The following is a 26,020-nucleotide window of genomic DNA, read 5'->3' as shown; positions in this document are numbered from 1 at the left end:
ATAAAACCGCCGGAGGAGAAGTCCGGCGGTCAGGAATCAGAACATCATGGACATCCACGGATAACCAATCAGCAGCAGGGCCGCCAGGAAGATGGCACCGAAGATGGTGCCGAGGCGCCAGTAGTCTTTGGTTGGCAGGTAGCCGCTACCGTAGTAAATCGGGCTTGGGCCAGTACCGTACGGGGTGATGATCCCCATGACGCCCAGCGAGGTCACCATCAGCAGAACGAACACTTCCATATTCATGCCAGGGATGGTAGAGGCGATGGTCAGCATCGCAGGCAGCAGCGCCGTGGTGTGCGCGGTGGTGCTGGCAAACAGGTAGTGCAGCAGGTAGAACGCCAGCAGCAGGACGACGGTCGCCACGCCCGGAGAGATACCGCTCATCAACAGACCGCCTTCTTTACCTAACCAGCTGATAAAGCCGGTAGAGGAGAGGCCATCCGCCAGTGCCACCAGGGTGGCGAACCAGACGAAGGTGTTCCATGCGGCCTTGTTACCGGTGATATCGTTCCATTCCAGCACGCCGGTCCACAGCATCAGACCGACGATGAGCAGGGCCGCCATGGCAGGCTCAATCCACGCGGCGGCGAAGATCCACATCAGCAGCGCACAGCATACGAACACCAGCAGCAGAATTTCATTGCGGGACAGTTTGCCGAGTTTTTCCAGCTCGCGGGTCGCCCACAGCGGCACTTCGTTATTCACTTTGACTTCAGGTGGGTAGAACCAGTAGGCCAGCAGCGGCATGGCCAGAATCAGCAGGATACCCAGCGGCAGGAAGGCGAGGAACCAGGTGCCCCAGGAGATATCAATCCCAACCGTACTTTTCACCAGCGCCAGGGCCAGCAGGTTTGGCGCGAGGGCGGAGAGGAACATTGAGCTGGTAATACAGGCCGCGGTGATCGCCACCCACATCAGATATGAACCAATCTTACGCGCGCTTGGGTCGTTAGGTTTTGAACCGTACAGCGGCGGCAGGTTAGCGATAATCGGGTAGATGGTCCCGCCGCTGCGCGCGGTGTTGGACGGGGTGAACGGTGCCAGCAGCAGGTCAGCAAACGTGATGGCGTAACCGAGCGTCAGGCTGCGACGGCCTAGGTACTTCACCAGAATCAGCGCCAGACGGCGACCGAAGCGGGTTTTGTCATAGCCAGCGGCGAACATAAAGGCACCGAAAATCAGCCAGACGGTAGAGTTACCAAACCCGCTCACCGCCCACTTAAAGGAGGCGCCCGCCAGTTTGAATTTCGGGTCAGCCAGTTGATCGGGGCTGAACAGCACCCACTGGCTGCACAGGGCAATGGCGACCACGCCGGTCAGGCCGATCACCGCACCCGGCAGCGGTTCGAAGATCAGACCGACGATCACGCCGACAAAGATGGCGAAGTAGTGCCATGCGTAAGGCGGCAAGCCTTCAGGAACGGGAACAAACAGCAGCAGTACGGCGACGATGACGGGTAGCGCCATCATCAGCAATCGTTTTGCGTTTCCATTTGATGCCTGGTTCGCCACAGGGGGCGTTACAGCAGTTTTTGTATTCATAGTTTCACGTCTTAAGTTGTCAAAAATTCGGTCGCACTGAAAAAGCACTTTATTTAGTTTCTTTGCTTTTTTTAGTTATTAAAGGTGCTTTCCTGTATTTTCAGTAATAGCGATTTAACGCGTTTTTGTGTGCGCTAAATTAAAAAATGATGATGTTTTTATATTGCGCTTTTGAATGCCATAACTATTGATCGCGATCAAAAAAATAGAATTGCAGCGTTATTTTTATGCTTTTATTAATAACCACTCTGGCTTATGTGGTTATTGCCTGTTTTTTGCGTGTTTTTTATCATTTCTTTAACAAGGTAGATTTTGGTGTGATTACAACATTTTGTTTTTATTGGTTTTATATGTGTTAAGGTGAATTGGTTTTACCATTCATATTTAAACGGTTTTTAAATTATTGTGAATGACTGAATTACAATCGCTAACACCAATGTGTTATTTGTGTTATCGCAGGGATTAAATAGTTTTTTAACTAACGTAATAACTTTAGAAACTAAAAAAATCATTATATTAATATCATGACATCGGCAAATAACGACGAAATAAAAAATCAATCCGATAACGAATTCTTAATTTTTAAAAGTTTGGAGTTTCTATTATGAGCACTAACGAACGCATTCTTAGCCCCTTCACATTACCGAATGGCACTGAACTGAAAAACCGTTTGTTAATGGCCCCTATGACAACCTGTACCGGCTATTTTGACGGCACAGTCACCAGCGAGCTGGTGGAGTACTATCGGGCCCGTTCCGGCAGCATTGGCACCATCATTGTGGAGTGTTGCTTCGTCGACGATCTCGGTCTCGCCTTCCCGGGTGCCATCGGTATTGATAATGACGAGAAAATTGCCGGGCTGGCGAAAATCGCGGAGGCCATTAAATCCAAAGGATCTAAGGCGCTGCTGCAAATCTACCACGGCGGCCGCATGGTCGATCCAAAACTGATTGGTGGCCGTACCCCGGTTGGTCCGAGCGCCGTAGCCGCGCCGCGTGAAGGTGCCGCAACGCCGGTTGCTCTGACCGCTGAAGAAGTGGAAGGCATGATCGGCAAGTTTGGTGAGGCGGTGCGCCGCGCCATCCAGGCCGGTTTCGACGGCGTGGAAATCCACGGGGCGAACACCTATCTGATTCAGCAGTTCTACTCCCCGAATTCAAACCAGCGCGACGACGAGTGGGGCGGCAGCCGCGATAACCGCGCGAAGTTCCCGCTGGCCGTGCTGGACATTACCCACAAAATGGTGCGCCAGTACGCGGACGACGCGTTTATTATTGGCTACCGCTTCTCCCCTGAAGAGATGGAAGTCCCGGGCATCCGCTTTGACGACACCATGTACCTGCTGGAAAAACTGGCGGCGCGCGGCGTGGACTATCTGCACTTCTCCGTCGGCGCGACCCTGCGTCCTTCCATTGTCGACACCCAGGATCCCACCCCGCTTATCGAAAAATACTGCGCGATGCGTTCTGAAACGCTGGCGCAGGTTCCGGTCATGGGCGTGGGCGGCGTGGTGAATGCTTCTGATGTGAATGAAGCGCTGGACCACGGTTACGACCTGATTGCCGTTGGCCGCGCCACCATCGCTTATCCGGACTGGACCGACCGCATCGCGGCCGGCGAAAGCCTGGAGCTGTTTATGGACAGCACCCAGCGCGAAGAGCTCAGCATTCCTGAACCGCTGTGGCGCTTCTCGCTGGTGGAAGCGATGATCCGCGACATGAGCATGGGCGAATCCAAATTCAAACCGGGTACCTTTGCTGAGAAAGTGCAGGATGACGCTAACGAACTGGTGATTAACGTCAGCCTTGAAACCGACCGCATTGCGGACATCGAACTGGCCTCCGGCCCGAGCGAAGACGTTGAGTTTGTAACCAGCTTTGAAGAGATCCGTACCCGCATTCTGGACGCCAATACCCCGCACGTGGATGCCATCACCGGCGCAACCAGCCAGAGTGAAGCGGTGAAGAAAGCGGTCTCTAAAGCGATGCTGAAATCCAGCAAAGCGCTGGCCGCGGAAGAGGGCGTTGATCCGAACGAAACCCGCAGCGTGGACGTGGTCGTTGTCGGCAGCGGCGGCGCCGGTCTGGCGGCGGCGATTCAGGCTCACGACGAAGGCGCGAGCGTGCTGATTGTCGAGAAAATGCCGACCATCGGCGGGAACACCATTAAAGCCTCTGCCGGTATGAACGCCGCCGAGACCCGCTTCCAGCGCGTGAAGGGCATTCAGGACAGCAAAGAGCTGTTCTATCAGGAAAGCCTGAAAGGCGGCGGCAACAAGAACAACCCGGAACTGCTGCGTCGCTTCGTCGAGAACGCGCCGCAGGCAATTGAGTGGCTGGCCACGCGCGGCATCATGCTGAACGACATCACCACCACCGGAGGGATGAGCATCGACCGTACTCACCGTCCAAAAGACGGTTCAGCGGTAGGCGGCTACCTGATCAGCGGCCTGGTGCGTAACGTCAACAAACGCAACATCGAGGTGATGCTGGATACCTCCGTCAGCGACATCATCTTCGAGAACGGCGAAGTGACCGGCGTACGTCTGACCACCGAAGAGAACGAAACCGTCACCGTGGCAACCAAAAGCGTGATTGTCGCCACCGGCGGCTTCAGCGCTAACAGCCAGATGGTGGTGAAATACCGTCCTGATCTGGAAGGGTTCGTTACCACCAACCACAAAGGGGCAACCGGCGGCGGCATCGCGCTGCTGGAGCGCATCGGGGCGGGTACCGTGGATATGGGCGAAATTCAGATTCACCCAACCGTAGAGCAGAAAACCTCGTACCTGATTTCCGAATCCATTCGCGGCGGCGGGGCGATTCTGGTCAATCAGAAAGGGGAGCGCTTCTACAACGAAATGTCGACCCGCGATAAGGTCTCGGCGTCAATCATCGCGCTGCCGGAGAAATACGCATACATCGTCTTTGACGAGCACGTACGTGCCAAAAACAAAGCCGCGGATGAGTACATCGCGAAAGGTTTCGTGACCAGCGCCAGCTCGCCAAAAGCCCTGGCTGAGGCGCTGGGTATGGATCACCACGCTTTTCTCGCGACGCTGGAACGTTACAACGGCTTCGTTGAAAAACAGCACGATGATGATTTTGGCCGTACCACCGCGCTGCGCGCGCCTATCAACGAAGGGCCGTTCTACGCCATTCAGATTGCACCGGGCGTGCACCACACCATGGGCGGCGTGACCATCAACACCGAAACCTGCGTGCTGGACAGCAACCACAACGTGCTGCCAGGCGCGTTTGCGGCCGGTGAAGTGGTCGGCGGGATCCACGGCGGTAACCGTATCGGCGGTAACGCAGTGGCGGATATCATTATTTTTGGTACGCTTGCAGGACATCAGGCGGCTATGCGTTCGAAAAAGCAGTAAGACCCCTGTGTTGTAGGCCGGATACGCCCAGCGCTATCCGGCATTTTCCCCGGCGGCGCGGTGCCTGCCGGGGCTACATCTGAGGAATCCAGCCATGCCTGATAGCCATCGCGTTTACAGCTACTCCGCCGTCCTGATGGGCTCACCCATTCTCCTGAAACTCTTCTCCCACGACGAAGCCCTCGCGTCCCGCGTGTTTCGCCTGATCAAACAGTACGAAGATCTGCTCACCGTTAACCGCGCGCACTCGCAGGTGATGGACATCAACCATGCGGCTGGGCAGCATCCGGTTACCGTCAGCCGGCCGGTGTTTGAGCTGATCCGCTGTGCCAAAGCGGCAAGCCTGTTCAGGGACAGCGCCTTTAACCTGGCGATAGGTCCGCTGGTGAAGCGTTGGAAAATTGGCTTTCAGGGGGACAGCGTTCCGCCTGCCGATGAAATCGCGTCGCTGCTGGCGATAACCCGTCCTGAAGATGTCCTTCTTGATGAGGCCAGCAGCAGCGTGTTCTTGACCAGAGCGGGGATGGAGATCGACCTGGGGGCCATTGCCAAAGGCTATATCGCCGACAGGGTGCGTGATTACCTGCATAAAGAGGGCGCTGAGCTGGGGCTGATCAACCTCGGCGGAAACATTCAGACGTTAGGCTCGCCGGAAGGGGGCTGGGGCGTGGGGCTGAAAAAACCGTTCGCCGGTGACGCGCTGATCGGCACGATGACCGTAGAGAACCTGTCCGTCGTGACGTCGGGAACCTACGAGCGCTACTTTGAGCAAAACGGCAAGCGCTATCACCATATTCTCGACCCGCGCACCGGGTATCCGCTGGACAACGAGCTGGACAGCGTGACGATTGTTTCGAAAGACTCCATCGACGGCGATATCTGGACCACGCTGATGTACGGCATGGGCGTCGAAAAAGGCTGCGCTGCGCTGCGTTCTCGTCCCGATATTGAAGCTATCTTTGTGACCAAAACAAAAGAAGTGGTGTTCTCTTCAGCACACCACTTCCGCTTTACCCTGCTGGATAACGACTACCGCGTTACTGACAGTATTGCTTGAGCAGGCCGGTCTGCTCCGGCTGGAGACGGTAGCGATACACCGGACGGCCGGTGGCGCCGTAGTGAATGCTGGTGAACAAAATGTTGATTTGCGCGAGCCAAATCAGGTACTTGCGGCAGGACACGCGCGAGATATTGACCGCGCTTGCCAGGTCATCGGTAGAAAATTCCGTCTCCGGGTGAGCGTCAATCCACTGGCAAATCGTGCGCAGCGTTTGCGGCGTTAACCCCTTCGGCAGCTTTTTACTGTCCGCCAGTTCCGGCGCCCCGCCGTGGATCAGCCGGTCGACGTCGGCCTGCTCATAATACTGGTGCGAACCCATCAGGCTATGCTTTGCCTTCCAGCCGTTCAGCGCCTCTTCAAAGCGCGGAAACTGGAACGGCTTGATCAGATAATCCACTACGCCGTAGTGGATGGAGGTCTGGATCGTGGCGGCATCGGCAGCCGACGAGATCATAATCACATCGATCGGGCGACCGGATGCGCGAATAACGGGCAGCAAATCCAGCCCATTATCCTGCTGCATATAGACATCCAGCAGCACCAGATCGACAGGCTGCCCGGGGTTATTAATGATGGCCTCGGCCTGGTTTAGCGTGGAGGCGACGCCGCAGCAGCTAAAACCATCAACACGGTTGACATACAGACGGTTGAGGTCGGCTACCATGGCGTCATCATCGACAATTAATACATTTATCACGCGATATTCCTCTCGCTATCCCAGGGGATGTGAACAAAAAATTGGGTAAATACGCCTGGCTCAGACTCGACGCTGATATCGCCGCCGAGGTTCTGAATTTGCTGGCGAGCAAGGAACAGCCCAACGCCGCGGTTTTCACCTTTTGTTGAGAAGCCCTTTGTAAAAATAGCCTCCAGCTGAGCGGGTTCAATGCCGGGGCCATCGTCGCTGACTTCGCAGCTGAGCCAGCCATTCTGATAATGCAGCAGCAGGCCGATCTCACCTTCCTGCTGTCCTTCCATCGCGTCGAGCGCGTTTTCAATGAGGTTACCCAGCACGGTGATCAGCACCGCGACCTGCTCTTCGCTCGCGGTATCCGGTATCTGGCATTCATCCGCCAGCGTCAGGGTGACGCCCGCTTCTTTCGCCCGATTGATTTTACCCAGCAGGAACCCGGCAATCACCGGGGATTTTACCTTGCTCTGTATCGTGCCGATATCCGTCTGGTAATTATGTGCAGTCTGAATGATGTACTCTTCCAGCTTGTCGTAGCGCTTCATGTGCAGCAGGCCCAGGATCACATGCAGTTTATTCATAAACTCGTGCGTGTGGCTGCGCAGGGCCTCGACGTAGTTAACCATGCCATCAATACGCTGCATCAGCTGGCTGATTTCCGTTTTATCACGGAAGGTGGTGATGGCGCCGATCACCCGATCCTGGCTTTTAACGGGCACCATGTTGCACAGCAATAGACGCCCGTTACAGCTGATCTCCTGATCCTGGCGCGCGACGCCCGTCTTTGAGACTTCGCGCAGGCTGGCCAGCAGGGGGGCGCTGGCATTTTCGGTCTGCTTGCCGGAAGGGAGAAGCAATATTTCTCTGGCGGTCTGGTTGATCATCGTCACGCGCCCGTGAATATCGACGGCCAGCACCCCCTCGCGAAGCGACTGCAGCATCGCCTGACGCTGTTCGAACAAGGCGGAAATTTCGTAAGGTTCGAGCCCGAACAGGATGCGTTTCAGTACCCGCACCAGACCCCAAATCGCCATGGAGCTCATAAAAATACTGAATAAAATGGTCCAGACGGCGTTGAGCCGCCCGCGAGCGATCTGCTCTTCAACCTTTTTCAGGGAGATACCTACCGCCACCACGCCGATCTGCTCGTGCTGGCCGTCGTAGACTGGGGTGAAGACGCGAAGCGCTTCGGCGAGCGCACCCCGGTTTACCGATACGTTCTCTTTGCCCTCAAGCGCGGGAGTTAAATCGTCACCGATAAAATGCAGCCCCAGCAGCGCCTCGTTCGGGTGAGAGTAGCGAATACCCCGCATATCGGTGACCACGGTGAACAGCAGATCGTTTCGTTTCGTCACCGCCTGGGCGATGGGCTGAATAATATTCTCCTGCGGTGCCTGCATCAGGCCGCGCTGGATCTCCGGGCTGTTGGCCAGCGTTCTGGCAATACCCAGAGCCGTATCTTTTACATCATCGCGGGTCGCCCGGGTGATTTGCACGGAGTAGAGCGCAAAGACCACCAGCAGCACAGAGGCAATAATCGCGCATACCATCAGCGTGACCAGGGTGTTCAGCTTCATGGGGCGCTTGCGCGTCGGAAGGAAAGGCTGCAAATCGCTCATCAACACTCCGCGATGATTAAGAAAGGGGTAATTATCGCCGATGACGCGCTTTTCTTAAAGCCATGTAAAGGCGTGGATTTGGTCCTCTTTTCGTGACCCTCCTCGCAGGTCATCTATATAAAACACTTTATAGTGTGTGGGTACTCATAATAAGGAGGCTGTTTATGAGCGTTATGCTTACCGGTTCGGTCAAGGAAAGACGGCACGCCAGCACGATGAATATTGATAGATTGTCCACGCTGGACATGCTGAAAGTCATTCACCAGGATGATGCACTCATTTCTGCTGCGATTACCCCCTGTTTAGATACTATTGCCCGCGTGGTGGACAACGCCGCCGCGACGCTCAGCCACGGCGGTCGCCTGATCGTCGTTGGTGCGGGGCCGTCAGGGCGCGTAGCGCAACAGATTGCCGATGAATATGCGCCGGGCAAAACCCCTGTGATGGCCGTTACGGCACAAGAAGGGGAAGGGAGCTACGAGCGCGGCGTTGCCGATCTGCAGGCCATCAAGTTTGGTGAACACGATATGATGCTGGCCGTGACCGTCAGCGGAAAAACGCCGTGGGTCGGGGGGGCAATGCGTCATGCGTGGTCTCTGGGTTCACCGGTCGCTATTGTTACCGGTGATGCGCAAAGCGAAGCCGCACAGCTGGCAAGCATGGTTATCGCTCCGGAGCTAGGGGCCGACGTCGTCGCAGGCTATATCAACACCAAAGCGGGGATCGCGCAAAAAATGATCCTCTCGATGATTGCCACCGGGCTGGCCGTCCGAACCGGACGGGTTTACAGCAACCTGCGGGTGGATCTTGAGGCAGGCACGACCAAATGGGCTGAACGGCAAATCGCCATTGTGATGGAAGCGGGGGGATGCACACGGGCGGAGGCAAAAGCCGCGCTGGCGAGCTGTAACCATAACTGTAAAACGGCGGTATTGATGGTGCTGACAGGGCTGGATGCGTGGAAAGCCCATGAACTGCTGGCGCAAAATAACGGGTTTATCCGCGTGGCACTGCAGGAAGCGCCGTAATAGAGATAGTGAAGAAATAAAAAGGCCGCAATTGCGGCCTTTGGTATTTTGGGGAATTAGAACTGGTAGGTCATGCCTACGCCAACGATGTCATCAGTTGAGATGCCATTGGCTTCGTAGAAGCTTTCATCGCTGTCCAGCAGGTTGATTTTATAATCAACGTAAGTCGAGAAGTTTTTGTTGAAGCTGTAGGTCATACCGAGATCGATATAGTTCACCAGATCCTGATCAACATAGTCGTAATTATTACCTGGGTTGTAATCATTGCCGCCAATGTCTTTACCTTTGGAATAAACCCATGCCAGAGACGGACGCAGGCCGAAGTCGAACTGGTACTGCGCTACGGCTTCAAAGTTCTGGGTCTGGTTGGCGATACCAACATTACCATATGGCGTCATATTGCGGGTTTCCGCATACATCATGGCCAGGTAAACACCCTGCGCATCATATTTTGCCCCAATGGTCCAGGCTTCAGCGTGTTCGCCACCTGCATATGGGCTGTAGCGGTTGTAGTTACCTGCACCGTATGCAACCTGTTTGTTCGTGCGGTCGGAAGATGAATATGCCGCACCCAGGCTCAGACCGAAGTCAAAATCGTAGGTGGTAGACATACCAAAGCCGTCGCCGTTCTGGAAACGAACATTGTCATGGCCATTTTTCGTGCCTTCCTGATCTTCTGTTGCATCCTGACCTTCATTCGCACCCTGATACTGCAGCGCGAAATTCAGGCCCTCAGCCAGACCGAAGAAATCCTGGTTACGATAGGTTGCCAGACCGTTAGCACGACCGTTCATAAAGTTATCGGTCCAGGTGTAAGAGTCACCGCCAAATACAGGCAGCATATCGGTCCAGGCTTCAACGTCGTACACGACGCCGTAATTACGGCCATAATCAAATGAACCGTATTCGCCATATTTCAGGCCAGCATACGCCAGGCGGTTAAACGATTTGTCACCCGCGCCCTCGGTATTATTAGCGAAGGTTTTGTATTCCCACTGGCCGTAACCGATCAGATCGTTAGCGATCTGGGTTTCGCCTTTGAAACCAATCTGCACATAGGTTTCGTCGCCGTCGTCGCCAGGGTTGTCAGAGAAGATATGACGCGCGTCGACTTTGCCGTACAGGTCAACTTTGTTGCCGTTTTTGTTGTACATTTCAGCCGCATTGGCTGCGCCTGCCATTAATAACGCGGGTACCACAATTGCCAGAACTTTTCTTTTCATTATATATTCCCTTCAAGCATAATTTATATGAATATATGTAATCACCCTCCGCAATTACAGGCTTGATACTATTCCAGGAAGTGTTATTTAGTTTCAAAAAAAAATGTAATTAAATCCTATGAAATATTGCCAAACATTTCTATTAATCTCTTTATTTTTCTGCTGAATTAATTCATTGAATTTATACGGTGTAATTATTATTAAGTATTTCGTGGCTCTATTTTTAAATTGATTTAATTCGTCTATGTTATAATTCATGCACTTTTAAACAACAGGATATGACGATGGAACTTGCCCGGTGGCAGCAGCGATTTGAGCGCTGGCTTGAGGAAAACCACAGCACCGACGATACCGCACATGATATTTCGCATTTTCGTCGGGTCTGGATGACGGCGCAAAAAATCATGGCTGATCAGGCGGTGGAGCCGCTGGTGATCCTGACCGCATGCTATTTCCACGATATTGTCAGCCTGCCGAAAAACCATCCCGAACGCGGCCGGTCATCCCAGATGGCAGCGCGCAGGACGTGTGACATTCTGCGCCGCGACTTCCCTGAGTTTCCGCCAGAGCACGCAGCCGCCGTTGCGCACGCGATTGAGGCGCACAGCTTCAGCGCCGGGATTGCGCCACAGAGCATGGAAGCCAAAATTGTGCAGGACGCAGACCGGCTGGAAGCGTTAGGCGCGATCGGCCTGGCGCGCGTCTTTGCCGTCTCGGGCGCGCTGGGCGTGCCGCTTTTTGATGCAGACGATCCCTTTGCCGATGCGCGTATCCTTGATGACCGTGCGTTTGCCCTCGACCATTTTCAGACCAAGCTGCTGCGATTGCCTGATACAATGCAAACGGAAATGGGCCGCGAGCTGGCACGCCACAATGCCGATTTCCTGATCCAGTTTATGGCGAAACTCAGTGCCGAATTACACGGCGACTGCATCGGGCTGGATAGCCAGGTGTTGAGCCGCTTCCGTCGCAGTTTGCGCAACTGAACTGTGGTAATCTGTTTCCAGTCTTTACTCTCCGGTTAAAAGAATGCAGGAAAATCGATCAGTGACAGAGCCCGCGCCCGAGCAGGCTGAGAAATCAACGGCAACGGTGCAGGCGTTGCTGCGCCAGCTGTTGGATATCTATGATGCTAAAACGCTGGCCAATCTGCTGGTGGCGCACGGCGAGAGCCACTGGAGCCCGGCGATCCTTAAGCGTCTGCTGACCAGCGAACGCGCAGGGCGTCGCCTGAGTGAAGGCGAGTTTCGTTATCTGCAAAACCTGCTTCCGCGTCCTCCTGCCGCGCACCCGAACTACGCCTTCCGCTTTATCGATCTGTTCGCCGGTATCGGCGGCATCCGGCACGGTTTTGAAGCTATCGGCGGACAGTGCGTGTTTACCAGCGAGTGGAACAAACATGCCGTCCGGACCTACAAGGCCAACTGGTACTGCGATCCGCACGAGCACCAGTTCAACGCGGATATCCGCGATGTCACCCTGAGCCATAAAAGCGGCGTGAGCGATGAACACGCCGCCGAGCACATTCGCCAGACGATCCCGGCGCATGACGTGCTGCTGGCCGGCTTCCCGTGTCAGCCCTTCTCGCTGGCCGGTGTCTCCAAAAAGAATGCCCTTGGACGTGCCCACGGCTTTGCCTGCGACACCCAGGGAACGCTGTTTTTTGATGTGGCGCGCATTATTGACGCCCGTCGCCCGGCCATCTTTGTGCTGGAAAACGTCAAAAATCTAAAGAGCCACGACGGCGGAAAAACCTTCCGCATTATTATGCAGACCCTGGATGAGCTGGGTTATGACGTGGCCGACTCGCAGGACATGGGCGCGGACGATCCTAAAATCATTGATGGGAAACATTTTCTGCCCCAGCATCGCGAACGTATCGTGCTGGTGGGTTTCCGCCGCGACCTCAATCTCAAGGGGGATTTCACCCTTCGTGATATTCCGTCTTTGTATCCCGAGCGTCGTCCTACCGTTGCCGATCTGCTGGAACCTGTCGTTGACGCGAAATTTATCCTTACCCCGGTGCTGTGGAAATACCTCTACCGCTATGCCAAGAAACATCAGGCGAAGGGCAACGGCTTCGGTTTTGGGATGGTAAACCCCAACGATCCGCACAGCGTGACCCGTACGTTGTCCGCTCGCTACTATAAGGATGGGGCAGAGATCCTGATCGACAGAGGCTGGGACAAGGCGCTGGGTGAAAAAGATTTCGACGATCCGCACAACCAGCGTCACCGGCCGCGACGCTTAACGCCGCGGGAATGCGCCCGGTTGATGGGATTTGAGACCCCGCAGGGTTACCGCTTCCGCATTCCGGTTTCGGATACCCAGGCGTACCGCCAGTTTGGTAACTCGGTGGTGGTTCCCGCGTTCGCCGCCGTGGCAAAACTGCTGGCCTCGCGCATCAGACAGGCGGTGGCACTCCGTCAGGGTGAGGCCGTCAATGACGGATGTTCACGATAAGGCCACGCGCAGCAAAAATATGCGTGCCATCGGCACCCGTGACACCGCCATCGAAAAGCGCCTGGCCGGGCTGCTGACGCAGGCGGGGTTTGATTTCCGCTTGCAGGATCCCGCGCTTGCGGGTCGCCCGGATTTCGTCATCGACGCCTGGCAGTGCATCATCTTTACCCACGGCTGTTTCTGGCATCACCACGACTGCTATCTGTTTAAAGTCCCCGCGACGCGCACCGATTTCTGGCTGGATAAAATTGGCAAGAACGTCGAGCGCGACAGACGGGATCTCACCGCGCTGATTGCGCAGGGCTGGCGGGTGCTGATCGTCTGGGAGTGTGCGCTGAGAGGCAGATTAAAACTGAACGATACCGATCTGACCGAGCGGCTGGAGGAGTGGATCTGCGGCGGCGGCCAGACCGCGCAGATCGACACGCAGGGTATTCACCTGCTTACGGTTTCTCCACCTCGCAAGGCGTGACCACCGGTTTTGCGGGCAGTAAATATTTGCCCAGAGTGACCAGCACGACGGCAAAAACAATCACCCCTAATGCCAGCCATTCAACGGAAGAGAGCGTTTCTCCCCCCAATCCCGTCCCGAGCAGCACGGCCACGACCGGGTTGACGTAGGCATAGCTGGTGGCGACTGCCGGCGAGACATTGCGGATCAGGAACATATAGGCGTTAATGGCGATGATGGAACCAAACAGCGCCAGGTAGCCTACCGCCAGAAAGCCCGACAGCGGCGGCAGGGTCGTCAGCTTTTCTCCCGTCAGCGTGGAGGCGAGCAGCAGTACAATCCCGGCGGCGAGCATCTCAATCGCGCCCGCCATCATGCCGGTCGGCAGTTCGATACGCGAACCGTAGACGGAACCAAACGCCCAGCTCATCGAGCCAATCAGGATGATGATTGCGCCCCACGGATTCCCGCTCAGGTTACCGCCGCTGTTCAGCAGAATGATGCCGGCAAGGCCAATACCAATCCCCAGCCATTCCAGCTTGCGGGTGCGGATACCAAAAAGGCGGCTAAAGCAGAGGGTAAACAGCGGTACGGTGGCAACGACCACGGCGGCGATCCCGGACGGTACGTTCTGGTGCTCGGCAATCGTTACAAACCCATTTCCCACCGCCAGCAGCAGCAGGCCGATTAGGGCGGCATTCAGCATCGGGCGCAGCGGGGGAAGCTTATGCCCGCGCAGCAGCAGGAAGGCCAGCAGCAGCACGCCAGCCGAGAGAAAGCGGATGCCCGCCATCATCAGTGGCGGCCAGCTTTCCACGCCGATGCGAATGACAAAGTAGGTTGAGCCCCAGATGATGTACAGCGAAAAGAGTGCCCCAATGAGCGGTAGCAATTGCCGGAAACGCATAATCCCTCACGACGAAATAAAAAGGTCGCTGATAGTAAACGCGAAAACTATCTCGCTGGCGAGCCCTTTAATTGTGTGGCAGATGTGAATTTTTTGTTGACGTGAGGTGGGTGTTTCCGGGTTTGCGCTTTTGCTCCATACTATTCACCTAATTACCAAAAAATGAAGGATTAAGATTTTGGCAGGAAGTAGCTTATTAACATTGCTGGATGATATTGCGACCTTACTGGATGACATTTCAGTGATGGGGAAACTGGCGGCGAAAAAAACCGCAGGCGTGCTGGGAGATGATTTATCGCTTAACGCCCAACAGGTGAGTGGGGTAAGAGCTAACCGTGAACTGCCGGTGGTGTGGGGCGTGGCAAAAGGCTCCTTCCTGAATAAGGTGATTCTGGTGCCGCTGGCGCTGCTGATCAGCGCGTTTATTCCCTGGGCCATCACGCCGCTGCTGATGATTGGCGGGGCGTTTCTCTGCTTCGAGGGCGTAGAGAAGGTCCTGCACTCCTTTAGCGCGCGCAAGCAGAGCGATACGCCGGAGATGCGCCAGCAGCGTCTTGAAGCGCTGGCCGCTCAGGATCCGAAAACCTTCGAGCGCGATAAGGTCAAAGGCGCCATTCGGACCGACTTTATCCTGTCCGCAGAGATTGTCGCCATTACGCTGGGCATCGTGTCTGACGCGCCGCTCCTGAATCAGGTTCTGATCCTCTCCGGCATCGCCATTCTGGTCACGGTCGGCGTCTACGGCCTGGTGGGACTGATCGTCAAGCTGGATGATATCGGCTACTGGCTGGAGGAGAAATCGAGCGCGGTGGCAAGAGGCATCGGCAAAAGCCTGCTGGTGCTGGCCCCGTGGCTAATGAAGAGTTTGTCGGTGGTGGGCACGCTGGCGATGTTCCTCGTGGGCGGCGGGATCGTGGTGCACGGTATCGCGCCGCTGCACCATGCGATCGAACATTTTTCCTCGGCGCAGGGGGCCGTTGTCGCGGCGATTCTGCCCACGCTGCTGAATCTGGTGCTCGGCTTCATCATTGGCGCTATCGTGGTCGCGGCGGTGAAGCTGGTTGAAAAAATTCGCGGCACGTCGCACTAATTGTTACCCGTTATGGGATGCAAAAAGACCATTCCTCGTCTAAATTGAAACAGTTTCACCCTGATACAGGAGGCAGGTATGGTCTTTTTGGTCAGTGATGAAGTTAAGCCTAAGAAGGGCGGCCCACGTATGATTGTCACCGGGTATTCCAGCGGAATGGTGGAATGTCGGTGGCACGATGGCTATGGCATCAAGCGGGAAGCATTTCGTGAAGATGAGCTTCAGCCGGGGGACGGGCAGCACCAGCGGGATAAGGCTTAATCACATAACGCCCGGCTTTGCCGGGCGTTTTTATCTCCAGTACCGGGTGTAAGGCAGCGATCAGGGAGTGTGTGTGCAGCGCGATACCTTTGTTGTAAGACAATCTTTTTTGCAATGGCTGCATAAGCGTAGCAATCCGGGGTTGATTGTTAATCTCTGTTTTCTGGTTGTTCTGGTATTTTCGACTCTACTGACCTGGCGTGAAGTGGTGGTACTGGAAGAAGCGTACATCTCCAGCCAGCGTAACCATCTGGATACGGTGGCCAGTTCGCTGGACAGGCAGCTGCAGAACAGCGTCGACAGGATGCTGTTGTTCCGTCAGGGCATGCATGATGCGATCCAGACGCCGCTGGCATTTGATGTACTCCAGAATGCGGTGTCACGCTTTAGCTCAGTCCGCATGCTCCCCACCTGGCAGCTTGCCGTTGATAAAAAACGCACCCTTCCCATTTACGGTGTCTCGGATGCCTTCGTCGAGAAAACCACGTTTCTGAATCGTGACGCCGAACGCCTCAGCCACGAGATTTCTGCCACGCTCGAAGTGGGGTATCTGCTCAGGCTGGCGTCGTCGAGAGCACAAACGGAAGCGCGCGTGATCTACGTGTCCCGCGCCGGGTTTTTCATTTCCACCGATACGCCGGACCAGGCGGGCGACATTACCTCCCGCTATTACCATCTTGTCACGCAGTCCTGGTTTACCCAGCAGTCAGAGCGGAACAATCGCGCTCGCGCGGTGCGCTGGTTCATCTCCACCCCCTCATCCTGGACCAATGATGAACGAATGATCACCGCCAGCGTCCCCATCTATTTCAACCATTACTGGTATGGCGTCGTGGCGATGGATTTTACGTTGGGCACCATGCAGCGTCTGCTGGCCGATGCGACCGAAGACCGAACGGAAGGGGAGTATCAGCTGTACGATACCCGGCTCAATATGATTGCCACCTCTGCCCATACGGAAAACGCGGTTAACCATTTTGACGAACGCGAAACGGCGCAGATTGCGCAGGCGATTGAGCACGCCACCGGCGGCGGGATCCGCCTCGGAAGCCGTTTTGTGAGCTGGGAGCGGCTCGATCACTTCGACGGCGTTGTCCTGCGGATCCACACCCTGCACGAAGGGGTACAGGACGACTTCGGCAGCATCAGTATCGTGCTGGCGCTGATGTGGGCGCTCTTTACCGCCATGCTGTTGATCTCGTGGCTGGTGATCCGCCGCATGGTGAGTAACATGTACACGCTTCAGCACTCGCTCCAGTGGCAGGCCTGGCATGATCCGCTTACCCGACTGAATAATCGCGGCGCGCTGTTCGACCGCGCAAAATTGCTGGCGGAAACCTGTCGCCAGCAGTCGCTGCCGTTCTCGGTGATTCAGATCGATCTCGACCATTTTAAAAATATCAACGACCGCTTCGGCCATCAGGCCGGGGATAAAGTGCTCTCCCACACGGCAGGGCTGATTGCCAGCGCGTTACGCAAGAATGATGTGGCAGGGCGCGTAGGCGGGGAAGAGTTTTGCGTCGTCCTGCCGGGGATCGGTCTGGAGGAGGCGAGAAGCGTCGCGGACCGTATACGTTGCCGGATCAACAGTAAGGAGATCCTGGTGAAGAAGAGCACGACCCTGCGCGTCAGCGCGTCGCTGGGGGTCAGCAGCGCGGATGAAGCGGGTAACTACGAGTTTGAACAGCTGCAGTCCGTGGCGGACGTCCGGCTGTATCAGGCCAAACAGAGCGGGCGTAACCGGGTCGTCTGGCGCGATTAAGACAGGAAGTGATCCAGCCCCTCCTGCCAGCCCGCCGGGCCGGGCTGCCGGGTGTGATAAACCCGGGCAGGGTTATCGTCCCGTAGCGTGATGCCCTGGCGGTTAATGCCCTTAATCACCACCGCGAAGTCAACGCTGTCGAGCAGGGGCGCATCATTGGGACCGTCGCCGAGCCCCAGCGTGGTGGGTTCAATCTCTTCCAGCTCGCGGTATTGCTCAATCAGCCAGTTCACCGCAACGTCTTTGCCGCAGCGAGCGTCCAGAACATGCCAGAAGCGCGCGCCCTGCAGGCATTTCAGGCCGACATTCGCTAGCTCCTCTTCAAACTGGACCAGTTTCTCGTCGGTATCGCGCCAGATGAGCGTGACGGACGCTTCATGCTTGCGGGCAAGCGCCGAACGGTAGCGCGTCAGGCCGGTCCACTCGCTGATAACGTGCTCATCCACGTCGTCAAAGGTAGTGAATTTATAGCCCGTCTGCAGGCGAATTTGTTCGATTCGCGGGCGAATATCCCGGTGCGTCATCCCCCTTATCTGGCGCTGAACCTTATCCCAGCGCACGTCAGGCTGAATCACCGCGCCGTTCTCGGCAATAAAAGGCAAGCCTTCCAGCCCCAGATCCAGCTGGAGATCGAGCATCTCTGCCGCGGTCTTGCTGCTGCAAAGAATAACCGGAACCTGATTATCCAGCAGCCTGTCCAGCCAGGGCATGGCGGGTTGCCACTCATAGGTGTGAATATCCAGCAGTGAACCATCCAGGTCAGAGAAAATCAGCAATGTATCCCGCAGTGAAGGCATAGCGACTCCTGGTAACAGATGCGTCTCGCTCTAAGAAAATTCCTAAAAAATAATGAAGGCGAAAACCGGAGAAAAGAGGAATGCTCCTGGCAAACCCGCATTCGGCGTGTGTTATTGCTCATAACAAAAAGCATTATGTTAAAAATATTATATTCATCGTAAGAATATATGCTTGTCAGCCAAATTCGTTGGGGATAGTGTGGCATGTACATCAGATTTCCTGGTGTAACGAATTTTCAAGTGCTTCTTGCATAAGCAAGTTTTGATCCCGGTCATCCCCATGGCCGGGATTTTTTTCGCCCTACCGATTGGCTTCAGACACGCTAAAGTCGTGAATATCAAGCTCGAAGGCCTCCGCCAGCTCGCGATAGGTGTGATAATCCCTTCCGTTGACAATGACGCGGTCCGAATTGTCGTCCGACCGGCGGACTTCTGACTCACTGATCTCATTGATGGCGGCCAGCAGGGCATCGACATCCACCTCGACTTCGCGCTTGATGGTGTCGCTGTACTCTTTATCGGTCTTCATTACGGGGTTCCTCTTTCAGCCGTGTCCAACGGTAAGTATAGACTGTGTATAAAAACGCCAATCACGCCGGGCGGCGATGTGCGTTTTTGCGTTTTGTTCTACACTGGCTCAAAACCAGAGGAGGAATGTATGAAGGTCAACGATCGGGTAACCGTTAAAACGGACGGTGGGCCGCGCCGCCCGGGTGTGGTGCTGGCAATTGAAGAGTTTAGCGAAGGCACAATGTACCTGGTATCGCTTGAAGACTACCCGCTCGGCATCTGGTTTTTTAACGAACTGGGGCATCCGGACGGTATTTTTGTCGAGAAGGCGGAGTAGCACGGCGTCGGGTAGCACATCGCGTGCCCGACAACCTTTCCAGAAGCAAAAATCTCTGGCCAGGCCAGAGATCAAAGGTAGGGTGCACAGGTCTTAAGCGACTAACGCATGTTGACGAAAATCCCGTTCGTCACATTATCGGTCAGGCGTACCACGTGGTAGATCACTTGCTTATTATGCGTTTTAATTTTCCTTTTAATATTTCCTTTGTGTGACGAAACGGTTTTCGCTTTAATATTCATCTGGTCAGAGATCTGAATAGTTCCTTGTCCCGCCATCCACATTCGCAGCATACTTGATTCAGTCCTGCTTAATGATAGGGTGGGTAAGTTAACCGCTCCTACATTTTTAACTTCTTTATTCAAATAATCACCCAGAATGTCATCCAGCGACTCGGGTTTAATCGATTTAGAACTGATCAATAAATTTTTACGGACCAACAAATACTCATCGAAATGGATATTCGCGATCGCCATAAAAACAATAAACAGGGTTTTTGGATGCTGATTAATGATTTGCTTAATGTGCTGACTGTTGGCTGGATCGTGAATGAAACAGTCCTCATTAATAAACACCACGCCTGGTTTTAGTTCGTCACAAGCGGCTGCGAGTTCGTCAACGGTGTGTGCATCGTTGATGTCTCTCTTTCTTACCCCTCTGCTTGCCAGGTACCCGGTTAACCCTAGCCGGGTGTAGCTGCATAAATCCATAATGATCGTTGACATGGCATACCCTCACTCAATGCGTAACGATAATTCACCATCTGCCTGAGAGCTCAAAACAGCCATACGGGATGGAAAAAAATAATAAACCTGTGAGCATGACAAAGACTTTCAGGCGGACTCACTATCCCGTAAAGTTACGTATAATTTGCCAGGAATCTTCTTAAAGTAAAGTAAATATTAAGTATTGTGAGATGGTTAGAAACAATTAAACCGCGTCAGATATATCCTGGAAGATGTTTTACGCGTTTTATTTTAGGAATATCCTCAGAAAGACAATAGCAACAGTGAGGGCTATTATTTGCGTGGCAGCTCGCTGACAATATCCGCTAACAGGTTGAATATCTCGCCGAATAAATGTTCACAGAAGGGAGCGATAAGTGGCATCAGTAATGACATTAATAAAATCCCAACCGTCAGCGTCAGCGGAAAACCAATGACAAACACCGAAAGCTGCGGCGCCATTCGGTTGAGTAAACCTAACGCCAGGTTGACGGTCAGCAGCAGGGTGATGATCGGCAGCGCCAGCATTAGCCCTTTGAGGAAAATCAGCCCCGCAGCGCGAGTAAGCGCGAGAAAAGCGTTGCTGTTCACCGGATTTTCACCAATCGGCAGCGTATGGAACGTATCCACCAGCATGGAGATAAGCCAGAGATGGCCGTTGAACGACAGGAACAGCAGCATGGCGAGCAGATCGATAATACGCGCCAGCACGGGCATGTTGAGATGACTGCCAGGGTCAACAAACGTGGCGAACGATAGCCCCATCTGCAGGCCGATCAGTTCCCCTGCGGTACGCACCGCGGCAAAGGCGAGCTGCATGGTAAAGCCGACGGCGACGCCAATCATCACCTGCTGCAGGGCCACCCACACCGCGTTCGCCGAGAAGATCGGAATATCCACGGGGGGAAGAGAGGGCGCGACGATAATGGAGATGATAATGCCCAGCCCCACCTTGACGCGCTTGGGTATCGATTTCTCACTGAGAATCGGGGCGGTGGATATCAGCGCCATGATGCGCAGCATCGGCCAAAAATAGACGCCGAGCCACTGAACCCACTGGTCGCTGGTGAAGTGCAGCATCGTCAGGTCAGCCGATGATGTACGGCAGATTGGTAAACAGGTTGCGCATATAGTCCAGCAACAGGTTCAGCATCCACGGCCCGGCCACGATAATCGCCACGAACACGGCGATGATTTTCGGGATGAACGACAGCGTCATTTCGTTAATCTGCGTGGCGGCCTGCAGGATACTGATAATCAGACCGGTAACCAGCGCGACAAGTAGCAGCGGCGCGGCAACGGCAATCGCGATTTTCATCGCTTCCGTGCCCATCATCATGACCGATTCGGGTGTCATTGCCGTTCCTTAACTGTAGAAACTCTGCGCCAGCGAACTGACCAGCAGCTGCCAGCCGTCGACCAGTACAAAGAGCATGATCTTAAAGGGCAGGGCAATGGTCGCGGGCGGCACCATCATCATCCCGAGCGCCATCAGGACGCTGGCGATCACCAGGTCGATAATCAGGAACGGAATAAAGATGGTAAAGCCAATCTGGAACGCGGTTTTCAGCTCGCTGGTGACATAGGCAGGCAGAAGAATACGCATTGGCACCGCTTCCGGTCCCTGCATCTCGCCGGTGTTGGACAGGCGGGCAAAGAGGGCCAGGTCGGCTTCGCGCGTCTGGCGCAGCATAAATTCCCGCAGCGGCTGCGCGCCTTTATCCAGCGCCTCCTGCATGGAGATTTTGTCTTCGCTGAACGGCTGATAGGCGTCGGTATAAATCTTATCGATCACCGGCGACATAATGAAAAAGGTCAAAAACAGCGCCAGCCCCAGCAGAACCTGGTTTGGCGGCGCGGAAGGGGTTCCCAGCGCGTTTCGCAGCAGACCAAAGACGATGATGATGCGGGTAAAGCTGGTCATCATCAGCAGGATGGCCGGAATAAACGTCAGCGAGGTGATGAAGACCAGCGTCTGCACCGGAAGCGACCAGCTTTGTCCGCCGCCCGCGAGAGGGGTGGAGACCAGACCGGGCAGCTGTGCATAGACCGCGGGAGCAAACAGGCCAACGCCCGCAAGCGTCAGGGATAACAAACGGCGCATCAGGATCTCCCGGAACGCTTAAGCAAACTCTTCATGACGGACTGAAAATCCGCAGGGGCGTCTGCGCGCTCGTCCACCACAACAGGGGCGGGCGGCAGCTTATGTAATACGCTGATGTTTGAGGCCGTGACGCCCAGGACCAGGCGCGCATCGTCTACCTCGACGATGACCACGCGCTCGCGTGGACCCAGCGTGGTGCTGGCGCTGACCTTCAGGCCGCGGGCACCGGCGGTTTTACCCGCCAGGCCAAAGCGCTTCGCCAGCCAGGCGGCGATAAGAATAAAGGCAATAATACCGAACAATGCCCCGCTCACCTGGAGCAGAGGCGAGCCGGGAACGGCAGAAGGCTGTGATATTGTTGCCTGGGTTTTCATGCTTAACGGCTCAGACGACGCATACGTTCAGACGGGGTAATGATGTCGGTGATGCGTACGCCGTATTTATCGGCAACCACCACCACTTCACCCTGGGCAATCAGATAACCGTTGATCAGAATATCCAGCGGCTCGCCGGCCAGACCGTCAAGGGCCACCACGGAACCCTGCGTCAGGCGCAGCAGCTCTTTAATGGTCATGCGGGTGCGTCCCAGCTCAACGGTCAGCTTAACCGGGATATCCATAATCAGGTCGATGTCCTGCAGCGTGCCGCTGACGTCACCGCCGCCGAGCTGCTGGAATACGGCATCCGCTGCACTTTTGGCCGGGGGTGCTTTTTGCTCGTTTAACGCGTCAGCCCACAGATCGTCCAGTGCTCCGCTGTTCTCATCGGACGGATTGTTCATGTCACTCATTTGGGCTGTTCCTCATTCAGCGAATTCAAAATCGGGTTGATCAAGTGCTCAACGCGTAACGCATACTGACCGTTAATCGTGCCGTACTGGCTTGTCAGCACGGGGACACCATCCACATGGGCAATAATGCGGTCGGGTTTTTCTATCGGCAAAACATCACCGGGTTGTAATTTCAGGATCTGAGATAACCGCAGCGGGATATCGGCGAAGCTCGCCACCAGCTCAAGCTGCGAATGCTGGACCTGGCGGACCAGGTTTTCACGCCAGTTCTGGTCTTCGTTGCGGGAGTTCTCCAGCGGCGGGTTCACCAGCAGCTCGCGCAGCGGTTCGATCATGCTGAACGGCAGGCAGATGTTGAACTCGCCGGTCAGGTTACCGATCTCCACGTGGAACGGCGTGTTAACGACGATATCGTTCGGGGAGGAGGTGATATTGGTAAATTTCACCTGCATCTCAGAACGGACGTACTCCACTTCCAGCGGGTTAATCGCTTTCCACGCGTCGCTGTAAGATTCCAGCGCCAGCTTCAGCATGCGGTTAATGACGCGCTGTTCGGTATGGGTGAATTCACGACCTTCTACTTTGGTCGGGAAACGCCCGTCGCCGCCGAACAGGTTATCCACCGCGATGAACACCAGGCTTGGCGAAAACACCACCAGACCGGTGCCGCGCAGCGGCTTCAGATGAATCAGGTTAAGGTTGGTTGGCACCGGCAGGTTGCGGGCAAACTCATGATACGGCTGAATGCGGATCGCACCCACCGTAATATCCGGGCTACGACGCAGCAGGTTAAACAGCCCCATACGGAACTGACGTGCAAAACGTTCGTTAATGATCTCCAGCGCCTGCAGACGTTCACGTACCACGCGACGCTGGGTATTCGGGTCATAGGGACGAATATCGCTATCGCCGCCAATACCCGGTTTAGGATCATCATTGTTATCGCTGTCGCCGTTGAGCAGCGCATCGATTTCTGCCTGAGAAAGAATACTGTCGCCCATGTCGTTACCGCAGAATGAATGCTGTATACAGAACGTCAGTGACTTCCTGCTTAGGTTGGCCGTTTACCAGCGGGGTCGCCAGCGTTTGTTTAATGGCGTCGACCAGCTTTTGCTTACCCACATCGGTAGCCAGCGCCGAAGCGTCCTGACGAGAGAACAGCAGCAGAAGGCGGCTACGCACTTCAGGAAGGTAATCGTTCAGACGTGAACGGGTGGCTTCATCTTTCAGGCGCAGCGTAATGCCAACGTAAAGCACGCGATCCGCATCACCCAGATTGACGGTGAAGGTATCCAGCGGGAAGAACACTGGAGCCGGCGGAGGAGGTGCTTCAGCTTTGGCTGCAGCGGTGGTCGGTTCCTGCTGCATACGCCAGTAACTATAGCCCGCGGTAGCGCAGGCGGCGAGCGTGATCAACACCAGCAGCGGGATCCAGATGGAACGCTTACTTTTTTTGGTGATAGCGGAGTCAGTCATCTGATACGAGCTTCCTGTTTCGGTACAGCTTAATAAGGTGATTATCCCGTGTCCTGCTGTCGTCAAAGCGTGGAAAAGACGGGGATAATCACGCTACCTCTGGCGTTTAGGCGAAGATGTCTACGGCACTGTTACCGCGCGCTGCGGACTGCAGGGCGGCAGGAACAGGGAGTAACTCATCGCTCTCTTCATTAAAACCGCCGGTGTTGCCGGAACGCGAAGCCTGGTGCTGCTGCTGGGATGAAGACTGCTGCTGCCCGGCGAAGCTCTCGCTGCTGACGCTGCTCTGCGCAAGCTGAATGCCGTTTTCCGCCAGTGAGGTCCGCAGTACCGGCAGCGCGGCTTCCAGTGCCGCACGGACGTGGCTGTGCGCAGAGACCATCTGCAGCTGGGCCTGGTTATCATCCAGCTTAAGCGAAATTTGCACCTGACCCAGATCTTCCGGGTGCAGGCGCAGCTCTGCTGTCTGCTGGCCCTGCTTAGTGAACAGGGTGATGTGCTGGCTCAGGGACTGCTGCCATTCGTGGGTCCCCAGAGGCTGGCTTAACACCGGCGCGGGGGCGACGGTGGTGGCCGTCTGACTGGTCGCATGGCTGGACATAATCGGTGCAAGGGTGGCCGTTGGTGATGATGAAGAGGACGAACTGGCGAGCTCCTGCTTCTCTGCCGCCGCGGCTACGGCCGGTGTAGCAGGCGCGTTGCCCTGCAGGGCCGGCTCGTTATTTTTCACCTGGTTCTGATAAGGCGTAGAACTCTGCCCTTTATCGTGGCTTCCCGCAGACGCGTTCAGGGACGGTTGGCCCGCGCCGTTTGAAAGCGTCGCGGAATTCAGCGTTGAGGTGGCGGAAACGCCCTCGCTGCCTGCCGCGCGAGAGGCGGTAGTTTGCTGCTGGTGCGGCAGCATCGCCATCAGGGCGCTTAATCCGGCCAGCTCTTCTTCGCTCAGCTCGCTTTTACCGTCATCTTTGCTGTTCGCCGCATTGAGCGTCTTCAGCGCGTCGCCCTTAGACAGCGGCACCAGCCCGGAAACCAGCGTATCAAGCGACGTGACGGGCGACGTTTCATCGCCGTTCAGCGCGGTCTGGCGCGAGAGCAGGTCGGCAATTTTGGCCTGCAGGGTGGTATCCCCTTTGGCGTCCTGAGCCACTTTTGACAGTTTACTGCCGGCGGCTTTCAGGTCAGCCAGGGTCAGCGGCGCATCTTTGCCCTTACCCGTTGCGTCCGAGAGGGCGCCCGCCAGCAGAGAGAGAAAGTCCTGTGCACCGTCGGTGCCTTTCCCCGTTTGCGTGCCGCCTGACAGGTCGCTGTCGCTCATCAGCAGTTGTTGCAGTGTGATCATTCCGGTTTCCTCATTGATGCGCGCTGGGCAAACTCATCCATTTTCTTCTGATCCAGACGGTTTTCCGCCAGGGTCGTTGCCGCGATCTGTCGGTCCTGTAAAGTCTGCCAGGCCTGCAGTCGCTGCTTCTTCTCGCGCCAGAAATTCAGCGCGGTATCGACTTTCTGGGTCCACTGGTTAAGCTGCTGGCGATGCTGATCTATCGCCTTCTCCAGCGTCTGGATAAACTGCTGATAGTTAATCCAGCGCTGGCTGCCAATGCCCTGTGTCATATCGGTATTGAGGTTGGTGCGATATTCATGCTGATAGTCGATCAACATCTTCAACTGTTCTTCAGCCTGCTGGCACCCGCGTCGCATTGCGCCTAGCTGCAATGCGGCATCATCAACTTCTTTTTCAGCCAGATCTTTCAGCGTTGATAACGCGCTGTTTTGCGCCATGACCTTCGCCCTCCACC

The 26,020-nt window shown here is 55.4% G+C and carries 26 protein-coding genes and 1 pseudogene; 10 read left to right on the top strand and 17 right to left on the bottom strand.

Annotated features, from left to right (window positions below):
- Positions 1-36: 36 nt before the first annotated feature.
- Positions 37-1,545 (bottom strand): anion permease, encoded by a 1,509-nt coding sequence (locus tag HB664_RS17225; protein WP_072210827.1) that lies wholly within the window; start codon positions 1,543-1,545, stop codon positions 37-39.
- Between the two features lie 604 nt (positions 1,546-2,149).
- Here HB664_RS17225 and HB664_RS17220 point away from each other — a divergent pair.
- Positions 2,150-4,930 carry a flavocytochrome c gene (locus HB664_RS17220; RefSeq protein ID WP_219939877.1) on the top strand — a complete coding sequence of 927 codons (2,781 nt, stop codon included), beginning with the start codon at positions 2,150-2,152 and terminating at the stop codon, positions 4,928-4,930.
- A gap of 94 nt (positions 4,931-5,024) precedes the next feature.
- Positions 5,025-5,987: an FAD:protein FMN transferase gene (locus HB664_RS17215; protein WP_219939876.1), complete on the top strand. Its 963-nt coding sequence runs from the start codon at positions 5,025-5,027 to the stop codon at positions 5,985-5,987.
- Here HB664_RS17215 and dcuR read toward each other — a convergent pair.
- A complete protein-coding gene (gene dcuR, locus HB664_RS17210) occupies positions 5,968-6,687 on the bottom strand; it encodes a two-component system response regulator DcuR (RefSeq protein ID WP_033145914.1) in 720 nt (239 codons plus the stop codon). The two genes, HB664_RS17215 and dcuR, sit on opposite strands and share 20 nt — an antisense overlap.
- A complete protein-coding gene (locus HB664_RS17205; RefSeq protein ID WP_143346808.1) occupies positions 6,684-8,300 on the bottom strand; it encodes a sensor histidine kinase in 1,617 nt (538 codons plus the stop codon). Before HB664_RS17205 ends, dcuR begins: the two co-directional genes overlap by 4 nt.
- A 164-nt stretch (positions 8,301-8,464) precedes the next feature.
- Between HB664_RS17205 and HB664_RS17200 the strand changes: the two genes are divergently transcribed.
- Positions 8,465-9,328: an N-acetylmuramic acid 6-phosphate etherase gene (locus HB664_RS17200; protein ID WP_219939875.1), complete on the top strand. Its 864-nt coding sequence runs from the start codon at positions 8,465-8,467 to the stop codon at positions 9,326-9,328.
- Positions 9,329-9,384: 56 nt separating this feature from the next.
- Here the strand turns inward: HB664_RS17200 and ompC are convergent, their stop codons facing one another.
- Positions 9,385-10,551, bottom strand: a complete 1,167-nt coding sequence (ompC, locus tag HB664_RS17195; protein ID WP_143346810.1) for a porin OmpC — start codon at positions 10,549-10,551, stop codon at positions 9,385-9,387.
- A 284-nt stretch (positions 10,552-10,835) separates the two neighbouring features.
- Here ompC and HB664_RS17190 point away from each other — a divergent pair, with 284 nt between their 5' ends.
- From HB664_RS17190 to HB664_RS17180, 3 genes are all read left to right on the top strand, one after another.
- The gene (locus tag HB664_RS17190; RefSeq protein WP_064672753.1) at positions 10,836-11,537 is read left to right on the top strand and encodes a phosphohydrolase; all 702 of its coding nucleotides are present in this window, start codon (positions 10,836-10,838) and stop codon (positions 11,535-11,537) included.
- Positions 11,538-11,598: 61 nt separating this feature from the next.
- Positions 11,599-13,014, top strand: coding sequence for a DNA cytosine methyltransferase (locus tag HB664_RS17185; RefSeq protein WP_039263788.1), 1,416 nt, complete (start codon positions 11,599-11,601; stop codon positions 13,012-13,014).
- Entirely contained in the window at positions 12,995-13,486 is a 492-nt protein-coding gene (locus tag HB664_RS17180) for a very short patch repair endonuclease (protein WP_064672751.1), read from the top strand. The genes HB664_RS17185 and HB664_RS17180 overlap by 20 nt, the downstream gene beginning before the upstream one ends.
- Here the strand turns inward: HB664_RS17180 and yedA are convergent.
- Positions 13,458-14,372, bottom strand: a complete 915-nt coding sequence (gene yedA, locus HB664_RS17175; protein WP_033145907.1) for a drug/metabolite exporter YedA — start codon at positions 14,370-14,372, stop codon at positions 13,458-13,460. The two genes, HB664_RS17180 and yedA, sit on opposite strands and share 29 nt — an antisense overlap.
- Positions 14,373-14,550: 178 nt before the next feature.
- On the opposite strand from yedA, the gene HB664_RS17170 reads away from it, so the two are divergent.
- From HB664_RS17170 to dgcQ, 3 genes are all read left to right on the top strand, one after another.
- Positions 14,551-15,462, top strand: coding sequence for a DUF808 domain-containing protein (locus tag HB664_RS17170; protein ID WP_032658668.1), 912 nt, complete (start codon positions 14,551-14,553; stop codon positions 15,460-15,462).
- Between the two features lie 78 nt (positions 15,463-15,540).
- Entirely contained in the window at positions 15,541-15,723 is a 183-nt protein-coding gene (locus HB664_RS17165) for a YodC family protein (protein ID WP_023312315.1), read from the top strand.
- Positions 15,724-15,796: 73 nt separating this feature from the next.
- The gene (gene dgcQ, locus HB664_RS17160; protein WP_219939874.1) at positions 15,797-17,485 is read left to right on the top strand and encodes a cellulose biosynthesis regulator diguanylate cyclase DgcQ; all 1,689 of its coding nucleotides are present in this window, start codon (positions 15,797-15,799) and stop codon (positions 17,483-17,485) included.
- On the opposite strand, the gene HB664_RS17155 is transcribed toward dgcQ, so the two are convergent.
- Complete coding sequence (locus HB664_RS17155; protein WP_033145905.1) at positions 17,482-18,282, bottom strand: mannosyl-3-phosphoglycerate phosphatase-related protein; 801 nt, start codon at positions 18,280-18,282, stop codon at positions 17,482-17,484. The two genes, dgcQ and HB664_RS17155, sit on opposite strands and share 4 nt — an antisense overlap.
- 301 nt (positions 18,283-18,583) lie before the next feature.
- Positions 18,584-18,811 (bottom strand): YodD family peroxide/acid resistance protein, encoded by a 228-nt coding sequence (yodD, locus tag HB664_RS17150; RefSeq protein WP_008500310.1) that lies wholly within the window; start codon positions 18,809-18,811, stop codon positions 18,584-18,586.
- Between the two features lie 129 nt (positions 18,812-18,940).
- On the opposite strand from yodD, the gene dsrB reads away from it, so the two are divergent.
- The gene (gene dsrB / locus HB664_RS17145) at positions 18,941-19,129 is read left to right on the top strand and encodes a protein DsrB (RefSeq protein ID WP_013097741.1); all 189 of its coding nucleotides are present in this window, start codon (positions 18,941-18,943) and stop codon (positions 19,127-19,129) included.
- Positions 19,130-19,230: 101 nt separating this feature from the next.
- Here dsrB and rcsA read toward each other — a convergent pair whose 3' ends face one another.
- The 10 genes and pseudogenes from rcsA to fliJ form a co-directional block, all read right to left on the bottom strand.
- Positions 19,231-19,854 (bottom strand): transcriptional regulator RcsA, encoded by a 624-nt coding sequence (gene rcsA, locus HB664_RS17140; protein ID WP_008500313.1) that lies wholly within the window; start codon positions 19,852-19,854, stop codon positions 19,231-19,233.
- A gap of 287 nt (positions 19,855-20,141) precedes the next feature.
- Positions 20,142-20,934 (bottom strand): annotated as a pseudogene (gene fliR / locus HB664_RS17135) (flagellar biosynthetic protein FliR); the annotation flags it as partial.
- Positions 20,935-20,941: 7 nt separating this feature from the next.
- Positions 20,942-21,211 carry a flagellar biosynthesis protein FliQ gene (gene fliQ, locus HB664_RS17130; protein WP_008500315.1) on the bottom strand — a complete coding sequence of 90 codons (270 nt, stop codon included), beginning with the start codon at positions 21,209-21,211 and terminating at the stop codon, positions 20,942-20,944.
- A 9-nt stretch (positions 21,212-21,220) separates the two neighbouring features.
- Positions 21,221-21,958, bottom strand: coding sequence for a flagellar type III secretion system pore protein FliP (gene fliP, locus HB664_RS17125; protein ID WP_033145903.1), 738 nt, complete (start codon positions 21,956-21,958; stop codon positions 21,221-21,223).
- Positions 21,958-22,332, bottom strand: a complete 375-nt coding sequence (gene fliO / locus HB664_RS17120; RefSeq protein ID WP_023312309.1) for a flagellar biosynthetic protein FliO — start codon at positions 22,330-22,332, stop codon at positions 21,958-21,960. The genes fliP and fliO overlap by 1 nt, the downstream gene beginning before the upstream one ends.
- 2 nt (positions 22,333-22,334) lie before the next feature.
- Entirely contained in the window at positions 22,335-22,748 is a 414-nt protein-coding gene (gene fliN, locus HB664_RS17115; RefSeq protein ID WP_023312308.1) for a flagellar motor switch protein FliN, read from the bottom strand.
- A complete protein-coding gene (gene fliM / locus HB664_RS17110) occupies positions 22,745-23,749 on the bottom strand; it encodes a flagellar motor switch protein FliM (protein WP_219939872.1) in 1,005 nt (334 codons plus the stop codon). Before fliM ends, fliN begins: the two co-directional genes overlap by 4 nt.
- Positions 23,750-23,753: 4 nt before the next feature.
- Positions 23,754-24,224: a flagellar basal body-associated protein FliL gene (gene fliL, locus HB664_RS17105; protein ID WP_023312306.1), complete on the bottom strand. Its 471-nt coding sequence runs from the start codon at positions 24,222-24,224 to the stop codon at positions 23,754-23,756.
- A 106-nt stretch (positions 24,225-24,330) separates the two neighbouring features.
- Positions 24,331-25,563 (bottom strand): flagellar hook length control protein FliK, encoded by a 1,233-nt coding sequence (fliK, locus tag HB664_RS17100; RefSeq protein ID WP_219939871.1) that lies wholly within the window; start codon positions 25,561-25,563, stop codon positions 24,331-24,333.
- On the bottom strand, positions 25,560-26,003 hold the full coding sequence (gene fliJ, locus HB664_RS17095) for a flagellar export protein FliJ (RefSeq protein WP_023312304.1): 444 nt from the start codon (positions 26,001-26,003) through the stop codon (positions 25,560-25,562). The genes fliK and fliJ overlap by 4 nt, the downstream gene beginning before the upstream one ends.
- Between the last annotated feature and the right edge of the window lie 17 nt (positions 26,004-26,020).

The organism is Enterobacter sp. DNB-S2 (assembly GCF_019443845.1).
Classification (GTDB): Bacteria; Pseudomonadota; Gammaproteobacteria; order Enterobacterales; family Enterobacteriaceae; genus Enterobacter; species Enterobacter asburiae_B.
This window is presented reverse-complemented; position numbering and strand designations above follow the sequence as displayed.

Bases quoted from the DNA above. Each gene is read 5' to 3' on its own strand.
- HB664_RS17225 (WP_072210827.1), bottom strand. From the start codon at position 1,545: ATGAATACAAAAACTGCTGTAACGCCCCCTGTGGCGAACCAGGCATCA.
- HB664_RS17220 (WP_219939877.1), top strand. From the start codon at position 2,150: ATGAGCACTAACGAACGCATTCTTAGCCCCTTCACATTACCGAATGGC.
- HB664_RS17215 (WP_219939876.1), top strand. From the start codon at position 5,025: ATGCCTGATAGCCATCGCGTTTACAGCTACTCCGCCGTCCTGATGGGC.
- HB664_RS17205 (WP_143346808.1), bottom strand. From the start codon at position 8,300: ATGAGCGATTTGCAGCCTTTCCTTCCGACGCGCAAGCGCCCCATGAAG.
- HB664_RS17200 (WP_219939875.1), top strand. From the start codon at position 8,465: ATGAGCGTTATGCTTACCGGTTCGGTCAAGGAAAGACGGCACGCCAGC.
- ompC (WP_143346810.1), bottom strand. From the start codon at position 10,551: ATGAAAAGAAAAGTTCTGGCAATTGTGGTACCCGCGTTATTAATGGCA.
- HB664_RS17190 (WP_064672753.1), top strand. From the start codon at position 10,836: ATGGAACTTGCCCGGTGGCAGCAGCGATTTGAGCGCTGGCTTGAGGAA.
- HB664_RS17180 (WP_064672751.1), top strand. From the start codon at position 12,995: ATGACGGATGTTCACGATAAGGCCACGCGCAGCAAAAATATGCGTGCC.
- yedA (WP_033145907.1), bottom strand. From the start codon at position 14,372: ATGCGTTTCCGGCAATTGCTACCGCTCATTGGGGCACTCTTTTCGCTG.
- HB664_RS17165 (WP_023312315.1), top strand. From the start codon at position 15,541: ATGGTCTTTTTGGTCAGTGATGAAGTTAAGCCTAAGAAGGGCGGCCCA.
- HB664_RS17155 (WP_033145905.1), bottom strand. From the start codon at position 18,282: ATGCCTTCACTGCGGGATACATTGCTGATTTTCTCTGACCTGGATGGT.
- yodD (WP_008500310.1), bottom strand. From the start codon at position 18,811: ATGAAGACCGATAAAGAGTACAGCGACACCATCAAGCGCGAAGTCGAG.
- dsrB (WP_013097741.1), top strand. From the start codon at position 18,941: ATGAAGGTCAACGATCGGGTAACCGTTAAAACGGACGGTGGGCCGCGC.
- rcsA (WP_008500313.1), bottom strand. From the start codon at position 19,854: ATGTCAACGATCATTATGGATTTATGCAGCTACACCCGGCTAGGGTTA.
- fliQ (WP_008500315.1), bottom strand. From the start codon at position 21,211: ATGACACCCGAATCGGTCATGATGATGGGCACGGAAGCGATGAAAATC.
- fliP (WP_033145903.1), bottom strand. From the start codon at position 21,958: ATGCGCCGTTTGTTATCCCTGACGCTTGCGGGCGTTGGCCTGTTTGCT.
- fliO (WP_023312309.1), bottom strand. From the start codon at position 22,332: ATGAAAACCCAGGCAACAATATCACAGCCTTCTGCCGTTCCCGGCTCG.
- fliN (WP_023312308.1), bottom strand. From the start codon at position 22,748: ATGAGTGACATGAACAATCCGTCCGATGAGAACAGCGGAGCACTGGAC.
- fliM (WP_219939872.1), bottom strand. From the start codon at position 23,749: ATGGGCGACAGTATTCTTTCTCAGGCAGAAATCGATGCGCTGCTCAAC.
- fliL (WP_023312306.1), bottom strand. From the start codon at position 24,224: ATGACTGACTCCGCTATCACCAAAAAAAGTAAGCGTTCCATCTGGATC.
- fliK (WP_219939871.1), bottom strand. From the start codon at position 25,563: ATGATCACACTGCAACAACTGCTGATGAGCGACAGCGACCTGTCAGGC.
- fliJ (WP_023312304.1), bottom strand. From the start codon at position 26,003: ATGGCGCAAAACAGCGCGTTATCAACGCTGAAAGATCTGGCTGAAAAA.